The sequence below is a fragment of the Hansschlegelia sp. KR7-227 genome (genome assembly GCF_049446035.1).
GTDB lineage: Bacteria > Pseudomonadota > Alphaproteobacteria > Rhizobiales > Methylopilaceae > Methylopila.
Genome location: NZ_JBMSEA010000003.1, coordinates 302,302 through 320,728 on the forward strand (window position 1 = coordinate 302,302; position 18,427 = coordinate 320,728).

The 18,427-nt window shown below is 69.6% G+C and carries 16 protein-coding genes; 8 read left to right on the top strand and 8 right to left on the bottom strand.

The window, feature by feature from the left end; translation table 11 throughout:
- Nucleotides 1-30 precede the first annotated feature (30 nt).
- Nucleotides 31-612: a YqaA family protein gene (locus tag ACO2RJ_RS18880; RefSeq protein WP_423269718.1), complete on the top strand. Its 582-nt coding sequence runs from the start codon at nucleotides 31-33 to the stop codon at nucleotides 610-612.
- 48 nt (nucleotides 613-660) lie between these two features.
- On the opposite strand, the gene ACO2RJ_RS18885 is transcribed toward ACO2RJ_RS18880, so the two are convergent.
- Nucleotides 661-1,998, bottom strand: a complete 1,338-nt coding sequence (locus ACO2RJ_RS18885) for a calcium-binding protein (RefSeq protein ID WP_423269719.1) — start codon at nucleotides 1,996-1,998, stop codon at nucleotides 661-663.
- 462 nt (nucleotides 1,999-2,460) lie between these two features.
- Here ACO2RJ_RS18885 and ACO2RJ_RS18890 point away from each other — a divergent pair, with 462 nt between their 5' ends.
- On the top strand, nucleotides 2,461-2,973 hold the full coding sequence (locus tag ACO2RJ_RS18890) for a disulfide bond formation protein B (protein WP_423269720.1): 513 nt from the start codon (nucleotides 2,461-2,463) through the stop codon (nucleotides 2,971-2,973).
- Between the two features lie 13 nt (nucleotides 2,974-2,986).
- On the opposite strand, the gene ACO2RJ_RS18895 is transcribed toward ACO2RJ_RS18890, so the two are convergent.
- The 5 genes from ACO2RJ_RS18895 to ACO2RJ_RS18915 form a co-directional block, all read right to left on the bottom strand.
- Entirely contained in the window at nucleotides 2,987-3,586 is a 600-nt protein-coding gene (locus tag ACO2RJ_RS18895; RefSeq protein ID WP_423269721.1) for a hypothetical protein, read from the bottom strand.
- Between the two features lie 143 nt (nucleotides 3,587-3,729).
- Complete coding sequence (locus ACO2RJ_RS18900; protein WP_423269722.1) at nucleotides 3,730-4,287, bottom strand: HNH endonuclease; 558 nt, start codon at nucleotides 4,285-4,287, stop codon at nucleotides 3,730-3,732.
- Between the two features lie 66 nt (nucleotides 4,288-4,353).
- Nucleotides 4,354-5,040 (bottom strand): alpha/beta hydrolase, encoded by a 687-nt coding sequence (locus tag ACO2RJ_RS18905; protein ID WP_423269723.1) that lies wholly within the window; start codon nucleotides 5,038-5,040, stop codon nucleotides 4,354-4,356.
- Nucleotides 5,037-5,732 carry a DNA-3-methyladenine glycosylase family protein gene (locus tag ACO2RJ_RS18910; RefSeq protein ID WP_423269724.1) on the bottom strand — a complete coding sequence of 232 codons (696 nt, stop codon included), beginning with the start codon at nucleotides 5,730-5,732 and terminating at the stop codon, nucleotides 5,037-5,039. Before ACO2RJ_RS18910 ends, ACO2RJ_RS18905 begins: the two co-directional genes overlap by 4 nt.
- 77 nt (nucleotides 5,733-5,809) lie before the next feature.
- The gene (locus ACO2RJ_RS18915; protein WP_423269725.1) at nucleotides 5,810-6,004 is read right to left on the bottom strand and encodes a hypothetical protein; all 195 of its coding nucleotides are present in this window, start codon (nucleotides 6,002-6,004) and stop codon (nucleotides 5,810-5,812) included.
- A 103-nt stretch (nucleotides 6,005-6,107) separates the two neighbouring features.
- Between ACO2RJ_RS18915 and gluQRS the strand changes: the two genes are divergently transcribed.
- Both gluQRS and ACO2RJ_RS18925 read left to right on the top strand, forming a co-directional pair.
- The gene (gluQRS, locus tag ACO2RJ_RS18920; protein WP_423269726.1) at nucleotides 6,108-6,965 is read left to right on the top strand and encodes a tRNA glutamyl-Q(34) synthetase GluQRS; all 858 of its coding nucleotides are present in this window, start codon (nucleotides 6,108-6,110) and stop codon (nucleotides 6,963-6,965) included.
- Nucleotides 6,966-7,067: 102 nt separating this feature from the next.
- On the top strand, nucleotides 7,068-11,891 hold the full coding sequence (locus ACO2RJ_RS18925; RefSeq protein WP_423269727.1) for an NAD-glutamate dehydrogenase: 4,824 nt from the start codon (nucleotides 7,068-7,070) through the stop codon (nucleotides 11,889-11,891).
- Nucleotides 11,892-11,999: 108 nt separating this feature from the next.
- On the opposite strand, the gene ACO2RJ_RS18930 is transcribed toward ACO2RJ_RS18925, so the two are convergent.
- Nucleotides 12,000-12,548, bottom strand: a complete 549-nt coding sequence (locus ACO2RJ_RS18930; RefSeq protein WP_423269728.1) for a GcrA family cell cycle regulator — start codon at nucleotides 12,546-12,548, stop codon at nucleotides 12,000-12,002.
- A 469-nt stretch (nucleotides 12,549-13,017) separates the two neighbouring features.
- Here ACO2RJ_RS18930 and ACO2RJ_RS18935 point away from each other — a divergent pair, with 469 nt between their 5' ends.
- The 4 genes from ACO2RJ_RS18935 (at nucleotide 13,018) to ACO2RJ_RS18950 (ending at nucleotide 16,898) form a co-directional block, all read left to right on the top strand.
- Nucleotides 13,018-14,211: an aspartate aminotransferase family protein gene (locus ACO2RJ_RS18935; protein ID WP_423269832.1), complete on the top strand. Its 1,194-nt coding sequence runs from the start codon at nucleotides 13,018-13,020 to the stop codon at nucleotides 14,209-14,211.
- On the top strand, nucleotides 14,208-15,143 hold the full coding sequence (argF, locus tag ACO2RJ_RS18940; protein ID WP_423269729.1) for an ornithine carbamoyltransferase: 936 nt from the start codon (nucleotides 14,208-14,210) through the stop codon (nucleotides 15,141-15,143). The genes ACO2RJ_RS18935 and argF overlap by 4 nt, the downstream gene beginning before the upstream one ends.
- A 52-nt stretch (nucleotides 15,144-15,195) precedes the next feature.
- Nucleotides 15,196-15,795, top strand: a complete 600-nt coding sequence (locus tag ACO2RJ_RS18945; protein ID WP_423269730.1) for an HdeD family acid-resistance protein — start codon at nucleotides 15,196-15,198, stop codon at nucleotides 15,793-15,795.
- An 83-nt stretch (nucleotides 15,796-15,878) separates the two neighbouring features.
- Complete coding sequence (locus ACO2RJ_RS18950; protein ID WP_423269731.1) at nucleotides 15,879-16,898, top strand: Hsp33 family molecular chaperone; 1,020 nt, start codon at nucleotides 15,879-15,881, stop codon at nucleotides 16,896-16,898.
- Nucleotides 16,899-17,108: 210 nt separating this feature from the next.
- On the opposite strand, the gene ACO2RJ_RS18955 is transcribed toward ACO2RJ_RS18950, so the two are convergent.
- Nucleotides 17,109-18,425 (bottom strand): TRAP transporter large permease, encoded by a 1,317-nt coding sequence (locus ACO2RJ_RS18955; RefSeq protein WP_423269833.1) that lies wholly within the window; start codon nucleotides 18,423-18,425, stop codon nucleotides 17,109-17,111.
- Between the last annotated feature and the right edge of the window lie 2 nt (nucleotides 18,426-18,427).

Consider the following 18,427-nt stretch of genomic DNA (forward strand, 5'->3'; position numbering starts at 1 on the left):
CGCCGCGCGGGCGCCGGCGAAAGACCACACATGCTGAGACGTCTCTACGACTGGACGCTGGCTCTCGCGGCGGGGCCGCGCGCCAACGCGGCTCTGGCCGGGGTGTCGTTCGCCGAAGCCTCGTTCTTCCCGCTGCCGCCCGACATTCTTCTGGTGCCGATGGTCATCGCGCGGCCGGACAAGGCCTACAGGCTCGCCTGGCTGTGCGGCATCTCCTCGACGCTGGGCGGAATGCTCGGCTATGCGATCGGCGCGCTGCTCTACGACACCGTCGGCCTCTGGATCATCCAGCTCTACGGCTACGGCGACAAGATGGAGGCGTTCCGCGAGGCCTATGCGGCCTACGGGATGTGGATCATCCTGCTCAAGGGCCTGACGCCGATCCCCTACAAACTGGTCAGCATCACCTCCGGCTTCGCCGGCTACGACCTCGTCCTGTTCTTCTTCCTGTCGCTGGTCTCGCGCAGCCTGCGCTTCCTCGCCGTCGCATGGCTGCTCCGGCGCTACGGCGAGCCGGTGCGCGAATTCATCGAGAAACGTCTCGAGCTCGCCGCCATCCTGCTGCTGGTCGTGGTCGTCGGCGGCTTCGTCGTCGTCAAATACGTCGTGTGAATGTGGCGGGCGGCGCCTGGAGGCGCCGCCCGAACAGAAGCGTACGCGTCAGAGAATGAAGTCGGCGCGCGCCAGATCGTGCGCTCCGGTGAGCTGGACCTGGAAGTCGAGGCCGCCGTCGCCGTCGGCGTCGACGCGGATCAGCGTGAAGTTCGCGCCCTTCGTAAAGCCGATCTCGCCGTGCCCGTCTCCGGAGAACGGCCGCGTGCCCCCGATATAGCTGAAGGCCTGATCGTTCACCGCCTCGAGGTCGCCGTCGAGCGGGCCGACCGAGATGCGGTCGCCGTCGGCGAAGTCCGTGATGACGTCGCGGCGCCCCGCTCCGATTCCCGAATCCGACGGGAGATTAAAGCGGAAGACGTCATCGCCCGCCCCGCCGGTCAGGGTGTCGACGCCGCCCGAGCCGATGAGCAGATCGTTCCCGAGGCCGCCCCGGAGCGCGTTATCGCCCAGATTGCCGGACAGATTGTTGTTGAGCGTGTTGCCGACGCCCGTGAGATCGCCCCGGCCGAGCAGCTTGAGGTTCTCGACGTGGTCGCCGAGGCGATAGCCCACGGCGCTCAGCACGAGGTCGCGGCCGCCGTCGAGGGCTTCCGTCACCACGTCGCCGCGGCTGTCGACGGCGTACTGGTCGTTGCCCGAGCCGCCGATCATCCTGTCGGCGCCCGAACCGCCGCCCAGCCGGTCGGCGCCGGCGTCGCCGTACAGCAAATCGTCCCCGACGCCGCCGCTCAGCACGTCATTGCCCTCGCCGCCGCGCAGCGTGTCCTCGCCGTCTCCGCCCGTCAGCGTGTCCTTGCCGCCGAGGCCCGCGATCGAATCGTCGCCGGCGCGGCCGTCGATGGCGTTGGGGCCGTCATCGCCCTTCAGCACGTCGTCGCCGGCGAGCAGCGAGTCGAGGATCAGCCCCACGTCGGCCGTGTCGCCTGCGACGTCGAGCACCGTGCCCACGAGATTGGTGACGAAGGTGGTGGTGGACTGGAGGTCGGCGGGACCGAGATCGCCCAGCGCGTCGGGATTGAGCACGGTGTCGCCGAGGCCGAGCAGACCGTCGTCGAACAGATCGTCAAGCGTGCCGCCGAGGTCGTTGACGTCGACGCTGTTCAGAAGGTCGTCCAGCGAGCCGAGATCGAGGCCGCCTCCCCCGACGCCGCCGAGCACGTCCTGCAGCAGGCCGAGATCGAGGAGATCGTTTCCGAGGAGGTCGTCGAGAAGGTCGGTCGGACCGCCGTCGAGAACGCCGTCGAGCGTCGTTCCGAGGCTGTCGACGAGCTTGCCGGGGGCGAGGTCGCCCACGATCCCGCCAGTCCCTGCTCCAAGAAGATCATCGACCGCATCGGTCACTCCGCCGACCAGTCCGTCCAGATTCAAGCCAAGCAACGCCATAAATTAACTCCCTGCCGCATCCGCTATCGAAGACGTGTTCGCTCCCGGGAGGCGCCCGGGTGACATCGCCTGAACAGAGCGTCGGGCGCACATCAAAAGCGGATGTAAAATTTCTTTGAGATCGATAACGCTTGCTGAGATCGCTCACACAGCGAAGGTATTACGTTCAAAATTCAGATTTCTATAGCCCGATACTGAAGGTGGTGACTTTATAGATCCATGACCGTCAAATCCTAGCGACTCCATTAACCCGCCACGATCGCGGGGCGGTTCGCGTCCTTGGTCTATCCGCCAAGCGACGGCTCAAAGGTTTACCCGTGAGCCAGCCGGCGGCTCGCTAGGGCGCGAAGCGCTGCTCGCCAGTCCGGCGTAGCGGCCGCAGGCCGAGCGCCCGCCGGGCGAGGCGCAAAAAAAATTTCGACGGGAGGAGACGCGGCCGCCGCGAAGAGGCATATCGGCGCCATGACGACCACAATCCCACGCCCTTCGTCCTCGGCTGCGGTCGCGACCGCAGCCTTCGCGGTCGCCGCCATCGCCAGCCTCGCGGTCGGCGGAGCGCTCGTGTTCGAGCACGTCTTCGGCTACGTGCCCTGCATGCTCTGCCTGTGGGAGCGCTGGCCGTATTATCTTGGCGCGCCGCTTGCGCTGGTCGCCGGCGTTCTGGCGCTCGGCGGAAGGTCGGGGCTGGCGAAGCCCCTTCTGGCCGTGGCGGGGGCGCTGTTCCTCGGGAACGCCCTGCTCGGGGCGTATCACGCCGGGGTCGAATGGAGCTTCTGGCCGGGCCCGGCGAGCTGCGCCGGCGCGAACGCCGCGCCGACGGCGGCCGGCGGCCTGCTGGAGCAGATGCGCGCCACCCGGATCGTCCCGTGCGACGCGGCGGCCTGGCGACTGTTCGGGATCTCGCTCGCCGGCTACAGCGCGCTGATCTCGGCCGCGGTCGCGGGGCTCGCGGCCTATGGTCTGACGAGGCGCTGACCGCCGGGACGCGTCAGGCTGCCGAAGGCTGCCTGCGGTTCACGTTGGACTGACCCCACCACAGGATCGGCGTCTTGATCGCCGCGCCGAGCTTTTCCGGAGCCTCGGGGTCGAGGATGTCGAGCTCGAGGAAGTTCGGATCGTTCTTGAAGAACAGTCGCGCCGCCTCGCAATGCGCGTCGATCCACTGCACGAGATGCTTCGCCTTCGTGCCGTAACCGCGTGGCAGGCCCGGAATGTCGGATTGCTCAAGCCGCTTGGAGAAGTCGTTCCAGCGCAGGATCGACGACGCGATGTCCTGGGAGGGCCGCCGGTTCAGGATGAACACGCATTCCGGATGATATTTGCGGATCGCGGCCAGCACGCTGAAATCGAGCTGCGGCCAGCAATTGACCTTCTGACCTGGGACGCAGACGTCGGCCTGCGCGATCACGTCGAAGTCCGCCAGCTTCTCCAGGGGGTCCCGCCCGTTTAGAAAGCTCTGGTAGATCATCCGGCCGACGTAGCCGCCGTCCTTGATCCGCCAGTGAGCGGATTTCAGGCCGCTTCTCGTGAAGGCGTCCTGCAGCGTGGACGTGCCCGATTTTGGAAATCCGATCACGAACGCCTTCATGGAGCGCCCCCTGACGTTGTGCGTGGAAGGCGGCCCGGAAGCCGCGCCGTCGCGGCCATCTACGACGGGCGGGTGACGGCGCCAAGCCCCGGAAGGCGCCTGCGACCGCGAGCAGCGGTCGAGCGCGGCCCAAACGCCACGGCTTAAGGCTCGAGCTCGCTGTCCCAGTAGAGGTAGTCGAGCCAGCTGTCGTGCAGGTAGTTCGGCGGGAACGCGCGGCCGTTGCGGTGCAGGTCGTGGACCGAGGGCTGGAAAGGCTCCTGCGCCGGCCGCATGCCGCAATCGTCCGGCATCTGCCCTCCCTTTCGGAGATTGCAGGGCGAACAGGCCGCGACGACGTTCTCCCAGGTGGTCTGCCCGCCGCGCGAGCGCGGGATCACGTGGTCGAAGGTCAGTTCCTCCCGCGTGCCGCAATACTGGCAGGAGAAGCGGTCGCGGAGGAAGACGTTGAACCGGGTGAAGGCCGGGTGTCGCGCCGGCTTGACGTAGGTCTTGAGGCACACGACCGACGGCAGCTTCATTTCGAAGCTCGGGCTGTGCACACGGCGGTCATAATGCGACAGCACGTGCACGCGATCGAGGAAGATCGCCTTGATCGCGTCCTGCCACGCCCACAGCGACAGCGGGTAATAGCTGAGCGGACGATAATCCGCGTTCAGGACCAGAGCCGGGCACGCATCAGGCGAGACGGCGACCGTCACCACGCACTCCCTATCGGCGCGCGGGCGCTCAAGCCTGCGCTTGAGGCATAATCTATATCGGGCGTGTCAGGCTTGTGAAGACGCTCGAAGGCCTGTCCTCCGTGGTTTGAGCGAGCTCGCGAGGAAGGCTGCGCCCTGGCGCAGTCCCTCGCCGTCGATGCCGTGACCGAGGCCCGGCGCGAGATGCCATTCGACGGGAATTTCGGCGGCGGCGAGCCCGTCCATCGCGGCGAACAGCGCGTCGACCGGTATGACGTCGTCGCGCTCGCCGTGAACGAGCAGGATCGGCGGCTTGCCGGTGGCCTCCGCCGCGAGCGCCTCCGGCGAGACCAGCATGCCGGAATAGCCCAGGATCGCAGCCGGCGGGGTCTTGCGCCGCAGTCCCACATGCAGCGCCATCATGGCGCCCTGGCTGAAGCCGACGAGCGCCAGCCGGTCGGGCGGGAGCTTGTGCCGCGCGAGTTCGGCGTCGAGGAAGGCGTCGAGGCCGGGCGCCGCGGCGATCACGCCCCGGCGGCGCTCGTCGGGATCGCGAAAGGTGAGCGGAAACCATTGCCGGCCGGTCGGCGCCGCCATGCAGCGCTCCGGCGCGTGCGGCGAGGCGAAGGCTGCGTCCGGCAGCAGGCGCCGCCACTCCTGGCCGATCGCGATCAGATCATTGCCGTCGGCGCCGAAGCCGTGGAGGAACACGACGAGCGCCTTCGCCGCGCCCGAGGCGGCGGGAAGGCGGGGGCCGTCGATGGCCTGGCTCATGCGATCTCCTCGACGGATGCGGGCCGAACGGGACCGGCGGGCGTCCGGGATGGGGCGGCGTCCCGGCCTCGCCGCCGGCCCAGGTAATAGGCCCACAACAGCTGCGCCGCCACTCCGCGGAGCGGGCGCCAAGGTTCGGCGAGCTCTTCCGCCGCGCCTCGGTCCGGCCGGGCCGCGAGGCCGAGCACGTCCTTCATCGCGGACTGGACCGCGACGTCTCCCGCGGGGAAGGCGTCCGGCCGGCCGTGGGCGAACAGCAGAAAGACGTCCGCGGTCCAGGGTCCGACGCCCGGGATCGCGAGCAGGCGCGCCCGCGCCTCAGGCTCGTCGAGCGCCTCGAGGCCTTCGACGTCGAGCCCGTCGTCGACGGCGGCGCACAGCGCTCTCACCGTCTTCAGCTTGACCCTGGACATCCCCGCCGCGCGGAACAGCTCGTCGGGGGCCGCGGACAGGGCGGCGTGCTCCACAGCGCCCAGCGCGGCCTCGACGCGGCCATGGATGGCGCGGGCGGCGGCGACCGAGATGAGCTGCGAATTGACGATCCAGACGAGGCCGGCGATGTCGGCGCTGATCCTCCGGAGCGGCGGTTCGGGGCTTGCGGCGCGCAGAGCGGCCATCCGCGCGTCTCGCGCGCAGAGAGCGTCGAGGGCGGCGTCGAGATCAGGCTTGTCGAGGATGCGTTCAGGCGTCACGGCTGCGCACGCTAGCCGCGGATCGGGCAAGGAACAATCCGGCGCGTGGCGGTCGCCGCAAGACGCGGCGTCGAGGGTCAGCCCGGCTTGAGCTGGTCCTCGGTCGCCATGCGCTCATGGGACTCGCTGGGCGCCTTCACGCGATAGCGCAGCGGCAGGTTCTCGTGATCGGCGGGGTAGAGGCCGGTGATCACGACCGAGGTCGCCATCTTGAGAGAGGCGGTGGCGGCAAGCGACGCGCGGTCGCCGACTTTGAAGCGGTGTTTGGTCATCGCCGTGCTTACCACGTTCCTTGCGCCGTGGCTTGCGATACTTGCAGAGTGCGGCGCCCGCTCGCGCGATTTGTCCCGCCTTCGTGGAGCGACCTCCGCCCGCATGACGCCCGTCTTCCGCTTCGCCCCCTCGCCGACCGGCCGGCTGCATCTCGGCCACGCGCTGTCGGCCGCCTGCGTCTGGCGCGCGGCGGCGGAGGCCCGCGGCCGGGTGCTCCTCAGGATCGAGGACATCGATCCGGCGCGCACGAAGCCGGAGTTCGTGGACGGCGTTTTCGAGGATCTCGCCTGGCTCGGTTTCGCCTGGGAGGAGCCGCCGCGACGACAGTCCGCGCATATGGCCGATTATCGCCGCGCGCTCGACGCGCTCGAGGCGCGCGGACTCCTCTATCCCTGTCGGCTGGCGCGCTCCGAGATCGCCGCGGCCTCGGCGCGCGCCGAGGCCGATCTCGGCCGGCCGTGGCCGCGCGACCCCGACGGCGCGCCGCGCCTGCCTGTTCCCGGCGTCGCCGGCGGCGAGCGCCAGGGCCCGGCCGCACTGCGACTCGACATGGGAGCCGCGATCGCCGCCGCGGGCGCGGAGCCGCTCGGCTGGTTCGAATTGGGCGAGGGGCCTGCCGGCGAGACCGGCTCCGTGCCGGCTCGCCCGCAGGACTGGGGCGACGTCATTTTGGCGCGCAAGGATACGCCGACGAGCTATCACCTCGCCGTGGTCGTCGACGACGCGCTGCAGGGCGTCACCCATGTCGTGCGCGGTCAGGACCTGTTCCACGCGACCTCGATCCATCGCCTGCTGCAGCGGTTGCTCGGCCTGCCCGCCCCGGCCTATCGCCACCACCGGCTGATGGCGGACGCAGACGGGCTGAAGCTCGCAAAGACGCGTGGCTCGACCTCGATCGCCTCGCTTCGCGCCGCCGGATGGACGCCCGACGACGTGTTCGCGGCGATCGGAGCGCACTGAGCGCGGCGCCGTCATCAAACCGTGTGCGACGTCCCCTCTTGGTTCCGAAGCCACGCGCCACATGCTAGGCAGCGGAGCCATTTCGATCCTCAGGAGGCGACGATGGACGACGGCGACGCCAGGCGGCCGGCCCAGCTCGGGGAGGCCACGCGGTTCGCCGGCGCAGCCGACGGCGGGGACGGGCCGCCGCCCGACTTCGTGGAAGCGCTGTTCGGCCGCGCGGCGCCGGAAGATCTCGCGCCGCTTTCGTCCGAGGCCGTCTCCGCCCTCGCGGCGGGCGCCTGGCGGCATGTCAAGGACCGCGCGCCTGACGCGCACGACATCCGCCTCTCCGACCACGACCTCGGCGCCGGGGGCGAGGTCACGGTCCTCGAGATCGCCAATGACGACATGGCGTTCCTGCTCGACAGCGTGCTTGCGGAACTCACCGAACGCGGGATTCAGGCGCGGTTCGTCGCCCACCCGATCCTCGCCATCGAGCGCGACGGAGAGGGTCGTCTGACCGCCTTCCGGGGCGACGCCGACCGCGCCGAATTCGAGGACATCCCGCGCGAAAGCCTGATCCACCTCCATATCGACCGCCTCGACGACGCCGACGAGCGCGACGCGCTGGTCATGGCGCTCGACGTCGTGCTGACGGAGGTGCGGCATGCGACCCGCGACTACGACGGCATGGTCGCCGCGGTCCGCCAGGCGGCGCGGGATTTCCGGGAGATCCCGCCGCCGCTCGCCGCCGACGAGATCGCCGAGTCGGTCCAGTTCCTGGACTGGCTGGCGGGAGGCGACTTCATCTTTCTCGGCGCGCGCGAATATGCGCTCAAGGCCGACCGCGACGAGGAATGGCTCGAGCGCATCTCCGAGACGGGGCTCGGCGTCCTGAGGGACCCGTCCGTTCGGGTGCTGCAGAGGGGAACCGAGCTCGTGGTCACGACGCCGGAGATCCGAGCGTTCCTGCACGAGCCGAAGCCGTTGATCGTCACCAAGGCGAGCGTGAGGTCGAAGGTCTTTCGACGCCTTCACATGGATTACGTCGGGATCAAGCGGTTCGACTCCGAAGGGCGGCTCGAAGGCGAGCTGCGGATCGTCGGGCTGTTCACCGCGGCCGCCGTGACGCGGCCGGCCCGGTCGACGCCGTTGATCCGCCGGAAGGTCGATCTCGTGACGCGCCGCGCGGGCTTCGATCCGGACAGCCACTCCGGCAAGGCGATCGCGCAGATCCTCGAGACCCATCCGCGCGACGAGCTGTTCCAGACCGACGTCGACACGCTCTACGCGGTCGCGATGGAGGTTCTTGCGCTCTACGAGCGGCCCCGGGTCAAGGCGCTCATCCGGCGCGACAAGTTTGGCCGCTTCGTCTCCGCGCTCGTCTACGTGCCGCGCGATCGCTACGACAGCGACGTGCGCGCGCGCATCGGCGACCATCTCGCCCGGCGCTTCGGCGGCCATGTCACCTCCTATTCGCCGAGCTTCCCCGAAGGCCTGCTGGCGCGGGTGCATTTCGTCATCGGGCTCGAACACGCCGATGTCGGGCCGGTCGACGGCGGACAACTCGACGCCGAACTCTCCGTGCTGGTGCGGACCTGGGCGGATTCGCTGCGCGTCGCGCTCAGCGACGGCCGCTCGGGCGAAGAGGCGCGCGCGCTGGCCGGCCGCTACGGACAGGCTTTCGGCCGGGCCTATGAAGCGCGCATGAGCGCGGCCGACGCCGTCGTCGACATCCGGCACATCGAAGCCCTGTCGGCGGACCGCGCCTTCGCCATCGACTTCTACCGCCGCGAAGACGAGCCGGAGATGCGCCTCAAGGTGTTCTCCCACGGCGCGCCGATCCCGCTGTCGCGGCGCGTGCCCATGCTGGAAAATATGGGCTTCCGCGTCATCGACGAGCGGACCTACCGCGTGGATCGGCCGGGTTTCCCGCACGATCAGCGGGTCTGGATCCACGACATGTCGCTGGAGCGCGCCAAGGGCGGCGTGATCAATCTCTCCCGCGAACTCGACGAGCGGCTGGAAGCGCTGCTGATCGCCGTGCTCATCGGCGACGCGGAAAGCGACGGCTACAACGCGCTCGCGCTCGAGGGCGGGCTCGGCTGGCGCGACATCGCGCTGCTTCGGGCCTTGTCGCGTTACCTCAGGCAAGCCCGCGCGCCCTACGACCAGGACTACATGTGGACGACGCTCGCCAAGCACGCGCCGCTTGCGGGCAAGCTTGTCGCGCTGTTCCGCGCCCGCTTCGCCCCCGACGTCGCGGGCGACCGGGCGGAGCGCGAGGCCGCGATCTCGGCCGAGCTCGAGGAGGCGCTCCAGGCGGTCGACAGCCTCGACGAAGACCGCATCCTGCGGCGCTTCCAGAACCTCGTGCAGTCCGCTCTCCGCACCAACTTCTTCCAGACCGAGGATGACGGACGGCCGAAGGCGACCCTCGCCTTCAAATTCGAGAGCCGCAAGGTCGAGGGCCTTCCAGCGCCCCGGCCGCTCTACGAGATCTCGGTCTATTCGCCCCGCGTGGAGGGCGTCCATCTGCGCTTCGGCAAGGTCGCGCGCGGCGGCCTCAGATGGTCCGACCGTCCGCAGGACTTCCGCACCGAGGTGCTGGGACTGGTGAAGGCCCAGCAGGTGAAGAACGCCGTGATCGTGCCGGTCGGCGCCAAGGGCGGCTTCGTGCCGAAGCAGCTGCCGGCCGGTCCTCGCGACGCCTGGTTCGAGGAAGGCAAGGCCGCCTACAAGATATTCATCAACACGCTGCTCGACGTCACGGACGACCTCTCGCGCGACGAGGTGAAGCATCCAAAGGACGTCGTCCGCCACGACGGCGACGACCCCTATCTCGTGGTGGCCGCCGACAAGGGCACGGCGACCTTCTCCGACACCGCGAACGGCATCGCGGAAGCGCGCGGCTTCTGGCTGGGCGACGCCTTCGCCTCCGGCGGATCGGTGGGCTACGACCACAAGGCGATGGGCATCACCGCCCGGGGCGCCTGGGAGGCGGTCAAGCGCCATTTCCGAGAGATGGACGTCGACATCCAAACCACGCCGTTCACCGTGGTCGGCGTCGGCGACATGTCGGGCGACGTGTTCGGCAACGGCATGCTGCTGTCGCCTGCGATCAAGCTGGTCGCGGCCTTCGACCACCGCGACATCTTCATCGACCCGGACCCTGATCCGGCGACGTCCTTCGCCGAGCGCGCGCGCCTGTTCAAGCTCGGCCGCTCCAGCTGGCAGGATTACGATGCGTCGCTTGTCTCCAAGGGAGGCGGGATCTATCCGCGCAGCCTGAAGACGATACGGCTGTCCCCGGAGGCGCGGACGGCGCTCGGCTTCGACAAGGCGTCGGCGTCGCCCCAGGAATTGATGAACGCGATCCTGAAGGCGCCGGCTGACCTGCTGTGGTTCGGCGGCATCGGAACCTATGTCCGCGCCTCGACCGAGACCGACGACCAGGCGGGCGACCGCGCCAACGACGCGATCCGCGTCGTCCCGCAGGATCTGCGGGTCAAGGTGATCGGCGAAGGCGCCAATCTCGGGGTCACGCAGAAGGCCCGCATCGAAGCGGCGCGCAAGGGCGTCCGGGTCAACTCCGACGCCATCGACAACTCGGCCGGCGTCAACACCTCGGACGTCGAGGTCAACATCAAGATCGCCTTCGCCGGCCCCGTGCGCGACGGAACGCTCGAGCTTGCCGACCGCAACGCGATCCTGGTCGAGATGACCGACGAGGTCGCCCGTCTCGTCCTCGCCAACAACTATGCGCAGACGCTCGCGATCTCGCTCAGTCGGAGAGCAGGCGCCGAGGAGGCCGGATTCCAGACCCGGCTGATGCAGACGCTCGAAGGCCGGGGCCTGCTCGACCGGACGGTCGAGACCCTCCCGGACGACGCGACGCTCGCCGAGCGGGCGCGATCAGGCGATCCGCTGACGCGGCCGGAGATCGCGGTGCTGCTGGCCTGGGCGAAGATCGCGCTCTATGACGATCTGCTCGCCTCGAAGGTGCCCGACGATCCCTACATGGCGCAGGACCTCGTCGGCTATTTTCCGAGCCGGATGCGCGAGCGCTTCGCGGACGCGATCGCGGGCCACCGGCTGAGGCGCGAGATCATCGCCACGCTGATCGCGAACGCCATGATCAATCGCGGCGGACCGGCGCTGGTCGTGCGCCTGTCCGACCAGACCGGCGCGAGCGCGGCCCGCATAGCCGCGGCCTTCGCCGTGGCGCGCGACGCCTTCGGCTTTCCCGAACTCAATGCCGAGATCGACGCCCTGGACGCCCGCATTTCGGGCAGCCTTCAGCTCGACCTCTACGCCAGCGTGCAGGACCTGATGCTGCACCGGATGGTGTGGTTTCTCGGAAACGTCGACCTCGACGCCGGGCTCGAAAACGTCGTCGGGCGCTTCAAGCCCGGGATCGAGGAGATCCGCGCCGGCCTCGACGCGGCGCTGGGCCAGGCGTCCGAACGGCGCGCGGCCAAGGCCGCGGAACTCGAGAGCTCCGGCCTGCCGGCGGGGCTGGCCTACAGGCTCTCCGCCTTGTTCGCCTTGGAAGGCGCGCCCGACGCGGTGCTGATCGCGGAAAAGACCGAACGGCCGATCGCCGAGGCGGCGGCGACGATCTTCGCGGTGGTGGAGCACTTCCAGATCGCCCAGGTGGTGCGCTCGGCCCAGCAGATCGCGGTGTCCGACTATTACGAGCGTCTGGCGCTCGACCGCGCGCTCGGCCAGATCGGGGTCGCCGCCCGCGCGATGTCGGTCGCGGCGCTCACGGCGGCGCCCGGCCTGTCCGGCGCGGACGCGATCGCGGCCTGGGCGGAGGCCTCGTCCGACTCAGCCCGCGTGCGCCGCGCGGTCTTGGAGATCGCAGGATCGGGGATCACGCTGGCGCGGCTCTCCGTCGCCGCCAGCCTGCTCGGCGACCTGGCCCGCGCGACGGCCTGAGGCGCCCGCGCAGGCTCTCGACGAACGCGGGTGACCGAGGCCGCGCCCCCGCTCGTCGACGGCTTTCGGCGCCGGGCTTACGCCGGCGCCGAAGACAACATCGTCGCTTCAGTGGGTGATGGCCATCGGCCGACGATCGCGGCGACGGTCGTTCGCCGGCTGGTAGGCCAGCTGCGCGTGATGCGGGCAATAGGCCACGCCCGGGTTCGACCGGCCGCCGCAGAAGCGGAAATCGATCTGGCTGGGATCGCCCAGCGGCCAGCGGCACATGTTCTCGCGCAGCTCCATGATGGTCACGCGCTCGCAGGCGAGCGGCGTGGTCTCGACCATCTGGATCGGCACGACGCGCGGGGCCGGCGACGGCCGGGACGCGACTGCCGGGGCCGCGGCGAGCGCGAGATTGCCGCGCACGCCGAAGCTCTGCTGGCGCGGCGCGGGGGCGGCCGGACGACGGGCCGGCGCGGAGGCCGGCTTCGCCCTCAGGCGCGACACGCCGGCGGGGGCGGCCTTCGCGCGGCCGGACAGGCCGAGCCGGTGCACCTTGCCGATGACGGCGTTGCGGGTGACGCCGCCAAGCTCCGCGGCGATCTGGCTGGCGCTCAGGCCGTCAGCCCACCGCTTCTTGAGAAGCTCGACGCGCTCGTCGGTCCACTGCATCGGATCCTCCAATTCCGTCCCATGGGCGGAATCCGATCGCCCTCGTCGCCACGCGCTGTCGCGCGATCGGACGTCAAGACGCCTCAGGCCCGCTTGGAAACGATCCGCAGCACGAGATGTCGTGCTTAACGAAAGGTAAAATACGATAGGCGCCGACTCAGCGTAAAGAGTCCGTAATGCAACAGTGGGGTTTTCCCCAGGCCGTTCGGCCCTCCATACGGGACTTGCAGGACCCTCCGAGAAACCCCGCGCGCGGCGCGTGGGGCCCCCAGGGCTTGGGAACCCCCTTGAGGATGTGGGGTTTTCCGGCGATTGACACGGGGCCGACGCCTCATATGATCGGCGCGATCGAAGGGCCGCTCGGCTGGGGCGGCTCTTTTTCTTTTTTCCGACGCCCCTCGCCGCAACCCGTGGACGGCCGTCGGTCCGACGCCGCAAAGGGTCCGCCGTGACGCCCCCCTCCGCGCTGATGCCCGTTTTCGCCCGCGCCGGCCTCGCCTTCGAGCGTGGCGAGGGCTGCTGGCTGACCACGACCGAGGGCGAGCGCTATCTCGACTTCGGCTCCGGCGTGGCGGTGAACGCCCTCGGCCACGCCCATCCGCATCTCGTCGAGGCGCTCAAGAGCCAGGCCGAGAAGCTCTGGCACGTCTCGAACCTCTATCAGATCCCGGAGGGCGAACGGCTGGCGCAACGGCTGGTCGACGCGACCTTCGCGGACGTCGTGTTCTTCTGCAATTCCGGCGCGGAGGCGCTCGAGGCGTCGATCAAGCTCGCCCGCAAGCATTTTCACGCCAAGGGCGAGCCGGAGCGCTACCGGCTGATCACCTTCGAAGGCGCTTTCCACGGCCGCACGCTCGCGACCATCGCCGCCGGCGGGCAGGCGAAGTATCTTGAGGGCTTCGGCCCCAAGGTCGAGGGCTTCGACCAGGTCGCCTTCGCCGACCTCGCCGCGGTCGAGGCGGCGATCGGGCCCGAGACGGCCGGCGTGCTCGTCGAGCCGCTGCAGGGCGAAGGCGGCGTGCGCGAGGTGCCTCCGGCGACGCTTCGGATGCTGCGCGAGATCTGCGATCGCGAGGGCCTGCTGCTGATCTTCGACGAGGTCCAGTGCGGCATGGGCCGCACCGGCGCGCTGTTCGCGCATGAGCACGCTGGCGTCGCCCCGGACGTGATGGCGGTGGCGAAGGGCATCGGCGGCGGCTTCCCGCTCGGCGCCTGCCTCGCGACGCTGGAGGCGGCGGACGGGATGACGGCCGGCGTTCACGGATCGACCTTCGGCGGCAATCCGCTCGCCATGGCGGTCGGCAACGCCGTGCTCGACGTGATGCTTGAGCCCGGCTTCCTCGATCACGTCAAGCGCATGGGCCTCGTCATGCGCCAGCGCCTCGCCGAGATCGTCGACAGCCATCCGACCGTCGTCGCAGAAGTGCGCGGCGAGGGGCTCCTGATGGGCCTGCGCTGCGTCGTCCCGAACGGGGAGGTCGCGGCCGCCTTGCGCGACCAGCGTCTGCTGACCGTCGGGGCCGGCGACAACGTCGTGCGCCTGCTGCCGCCGCTGATCGTCACCGAGGCCGAGATCGGCGACGCCATGGCGCGCATCGACCGCGGCCTGTCGGTGGTCGAGGCCGGCATGGCGAAAGCGGCCCCTGTCGGAGCGGCGCAATGAGCGCGACGGACGTTCGCCACTTCCTCGACCTTGCGGACTTTTCCGGCCCGACGCTGCGCGCGATCGTGGACGCCGGGCGGGAGATGAAGGGCCGTCGGCGCACCGTCGAGGCGGCCGCCGACAAGCCGCTCGCCGGCAAGTTCGTCGCCATGGTGTTCGAGCAACCGAGCCTGCGGACCCGCATGTCCTTCGACGTCGGCATCCGCGAACTCGGCGGCGAGCCGGTGATGGTGACGGGCAAGGAGATCGAGCTCGGCGAGCGCGAGGCGATCGCCGACACCGCGCGCGTGCTGTCGCGCTTCGTCGACGCGATCATGATCCGCATGCTGGACCATGGACAGCTTCTGGAGCTTGCGCGCCACGCCACGGTTCCGGTGATCAACGGCCTGACCAAGGCCTCGCATCCCTGCCAGGTCATGGCCGACGTGCTGACCTTCGAGGAGCGCAAGGGTCCGATCCGCGGGCGGACCGTGGCCTGGACCGGCGACTTCAACAACGTGCTCGCGTCCTGGGTCGAGGCGGCGGCGCGGTTCGAGTTCCGGCTGAACGTCGCGACGCCGCCCGAGCTCGCGCCGAAGCCGGAACTGGTCGCCTGGGCGCGGGACGCCGGGGCCGACCTCCACATCGGACATGATCCCGAGGCGGCGGTCGCGGGCGCCGACGCGGTCGTCGCCGACAGCTGGGTCTCCATGGGCGACGGCGACGGCGAGCGGCGGCACAACCTGCTGAAGCCCTATCAGGTCAACGGGCGTCTGATGCGGCAGGCCTCTCCGGACGCCATCTTCCTGCACTGTCTCCCCGCCCATCGCGGGGAGGAGGTGACGGACGAGGTGATCGACGGTCCGCAGTCCGCGGTGTTCGACGAGGCGGAGAACCGGCTGCACGCCCAGAAGGGCGTTCTGGCATGGTGCTTCGGGGCCGTACCCGCGTAAGCTGCCGACTGCCGAACCGGATCGACGGCGCGGCGCTGGAGACTTGAGGCCGATGTCGGATTTCGCTCAGAAGTGGGGCCAGTCCATAGCCCTGCCCTTCGCGCGAAGCTGGGGGACGATCGCGATGCGCGGGGCGTTCGCGGTGGCGCTTGGCCTCGCCGCCCTGTTCGCGCCGGGGGCGGCCATGCTGTCCTTCGTCCTGCTCTTCGCCATCTACGCCTTGGCGGACGGCGCGGCTGAGCTCTATCTCGCCGCCCGCTGCGCCCGCGACGGGATCGGGTGGCGGCGCTGGGGGCCGCTGCTCCTCGGCGGCCTGGCGAGCCTCGCCGCCGCGGCTGTCGCCCTGCTCTGGCCCGGCATCACGGTGCTCGTCTTCATCCTGCTGATGGCGTTCTGGTCCTTCGTCTCAGGCGTCATGATGGTCGCCACCGCGGCCTTTTTCGGGGCGGCGCCCGGGCGCCTGTGGCTCGCGCTCGCGGGCGCGGCGTCAATCGTTTTCGGCGCGGCTCTCGCCATTGCGCCGCTGATCGGCGCGCTGGTGCTGACATGGTGGCTCGGCGCCTACGCTCTCGCCTTCGGCGTGGCGCTGCTCGTCATGGCGTACCGGCTGCGCGCCCATGACCGGTCGCCGCCGGCCATCGGAAGCGCATGAGCCGGCCGGCCGCCCGGCCCGACGCGTCGGAGCGGCGGCGCGACCTTCCGTTCTCGCCCCATGATCGCTAAGTATCGGCGATCATGACAGACCATCCTCACACAAGCCTCCGCCAGGACGGCGACGACCGCATCCTGCCGTTCCAGATCGACGGGCTCGACGTGCGCGGGCGCGTGGTGCGGCTCGGGCCGTCGATCGACGCGGTGCTGGAGCGGCATGCTTATCCGCCGCAGGTCTCGAAGGTGCTGGGCGAGGCGGCGGCGCTGGCCGTGCTCCTTGGCTCGGCGCTGAAGATCGACGGCCGTTTCCAGCTGCAGACGCGATCCGACGGCCCGATCGGCATGATCGTGGTCGACTTCGAGAGCCCCGACCGGATGCGCGCTTACGCGCGCTTCGACGAGAGCCGGCTCTATGACGTCCGGGGCACCGGGCCGCTGCTCGGCTCCGGCCACATGGCGCTGACGATCGAGCAGGGCGAGGAGCTGTCGCGCTACCAGGGCGTGGTCGCGCTAGACGGTGGCACGCTCGAGGACGCGGCCCACGCTTACTTCAAGCAGTCCGAGCAGATCCCGACCAAGGTCCGTCTCGCCGTCGCCGAAAGCCTGTCGGCGCAGAACGGCGAAGCGCCGGGCCATTCCTGGCGCGCCGGGGGCTTGCTCGTGCAGTTCCTCCCTGACGCGCCGGAGCGCATGCGCGCCCCCGATCTCGACCCCGGCGACGCGCCCGACGGCGTGGAGTTCGACGACGCCCCGGACGACGACGCCTGGGTGGAGGCGCAGACCCTGGTCGCGACCGTCGAGGACCATGAGCTGATCGATCCGACGCTCGCCCCCGAGCGGCTGCTGATCCGCCTGTTCCACGAACGCGACGTCCGCGTGTTCGAGAGCCGCGGCGTGCGCGACGCCTGCCGCTGCTCGCGCGAACGCGTCGAGGGCATGCTGAAGAGCTTCACGGCGCAGGACCGGCGCGACATGCGCGTCGACGACGGCTCGATCGAGGTCACCTGCGACTTCTGCTCGACGCGCTACGGATTTTCCCCGGCCGAGGTCGACTCGCTCGACGCCGAAGCGGAGAACGGCGAGGAGCCCTCGCCCCGAAACTGACGCGGGAGCGTGGGCCTTGCGCGGGGAAAACCATTCCCGCCGGTCGTCATGCCTTGGCGATCGTCATCCTATTGGCCGTCATCCCGGGCTCGTCCCGGGATCCATTTCCGCCCCCGGCGCGGGGCCTTTCGAACCGCAGAGGAAATGGGTTCCGGGCGAGCCCGGAACGACGGCGCTTTTAGGCGGCGCGGGTCGCCGCGCTCGCTCCGCTCACTGCGCCCCGCCCCCATACAGATAGTTCGGCAGCCAGAGCCCGATCTGCGGGAACGTGTAGTACAGCGCCATCGCGAACACCACGATGAACAGGAAGGGCAGCACGCCGGCGAAGATCTCGTTGATCGTGACGTGCTTCGGCGCCACGCCCTTGAGGTAGAAGGGGGCCATCGCGACCGGCGGCGACAGGAACGAGGTCTGGATGTTCAAGGCGACGAGGACGCCGAAGAACAGCGGGTCGATGTTGAAGTGGCTGAGAAGCGGCAGGAAGATCGGGAGGAAGATGACGATGATCTCCGTCCACTCCAGCGGCCAGCCCAGCACGAAGATGATCACCTGGGTCAGGATCAGGAACTGCAGCGGCGTCAGGTCGAGGCCGATGATGAAGTTCTCGACCACCGACTGGCCGCCGAGATAGGCGAACACCGCCGAGAACACGAACGATCCGACGAACAGCCAGCACACCATCGCCGACGCGCGGGCGGTCAGATAGACGGACTCCTTGAGCTTCGTGAAGGTGAGCTGGCGGTAGGCGATCGCGAGCAGGAACGCGCCCATCGCGCCGATCGCCGCGGCCTCGGAGGGGGTCGCGTAGCCTCCGATGATGGCGCCCAGCACGCCGGAGATGAGGAGCGCCAGCGGCAGGAAGGACGTCGCGAGCGCCCAGAGCACGGCGAAATAGGAGCCGGCCCGCTCCTCCTTGGGAAGTTTCGGCGCGAGCGAGGGATTCAGCAGCACGCGGATGATGACATAGGCCATGTAGAGGCCGGCGAGCATCAGGCCGGGGAAGAACGCCGCAGCGTAGAGCTTGACGACCGAGACGCCCGCCGTCGCCCCGTAGAGGATGAGCATGACGCTTGGCGGGATCAGAATGCCGAGGCAGCCGCCGGCGCAGACCACGCCCGCCGACAGCTTGGTGTCATAGCCCGCCCGCAGCATGGCGGGGAAGGCGAGCAGGCCCATCAGCGTCACCACGGCGCCCACGATGCCGGTCGCGGTCGCGAACAGAGCGCAGGTGACGAGAGTGGCGAGGGCCAGCGACCCGGGCAGGCCGCCGGCCGCGAGCTGGATCGAGCGGAACAGCCGGTCGAGGATGTTCGCGCGCTCGACGAGATAGCCCATGAACAGGAACAGCGGCACCGAGATCAGGACGTCGCTCGACATCACCGAATAGGTGCGCTGAACGAACAGCTGGAAGACCGTGTCGCCCATCGCGTAGTAGCCGAAGGCGACGCCGAGGGCCATCAGCGTGAAGGCGATCGGAAAGCCGAGCAGCAGCAGCACGACGAACAGGGCGAGCATGATCACGCCCATCG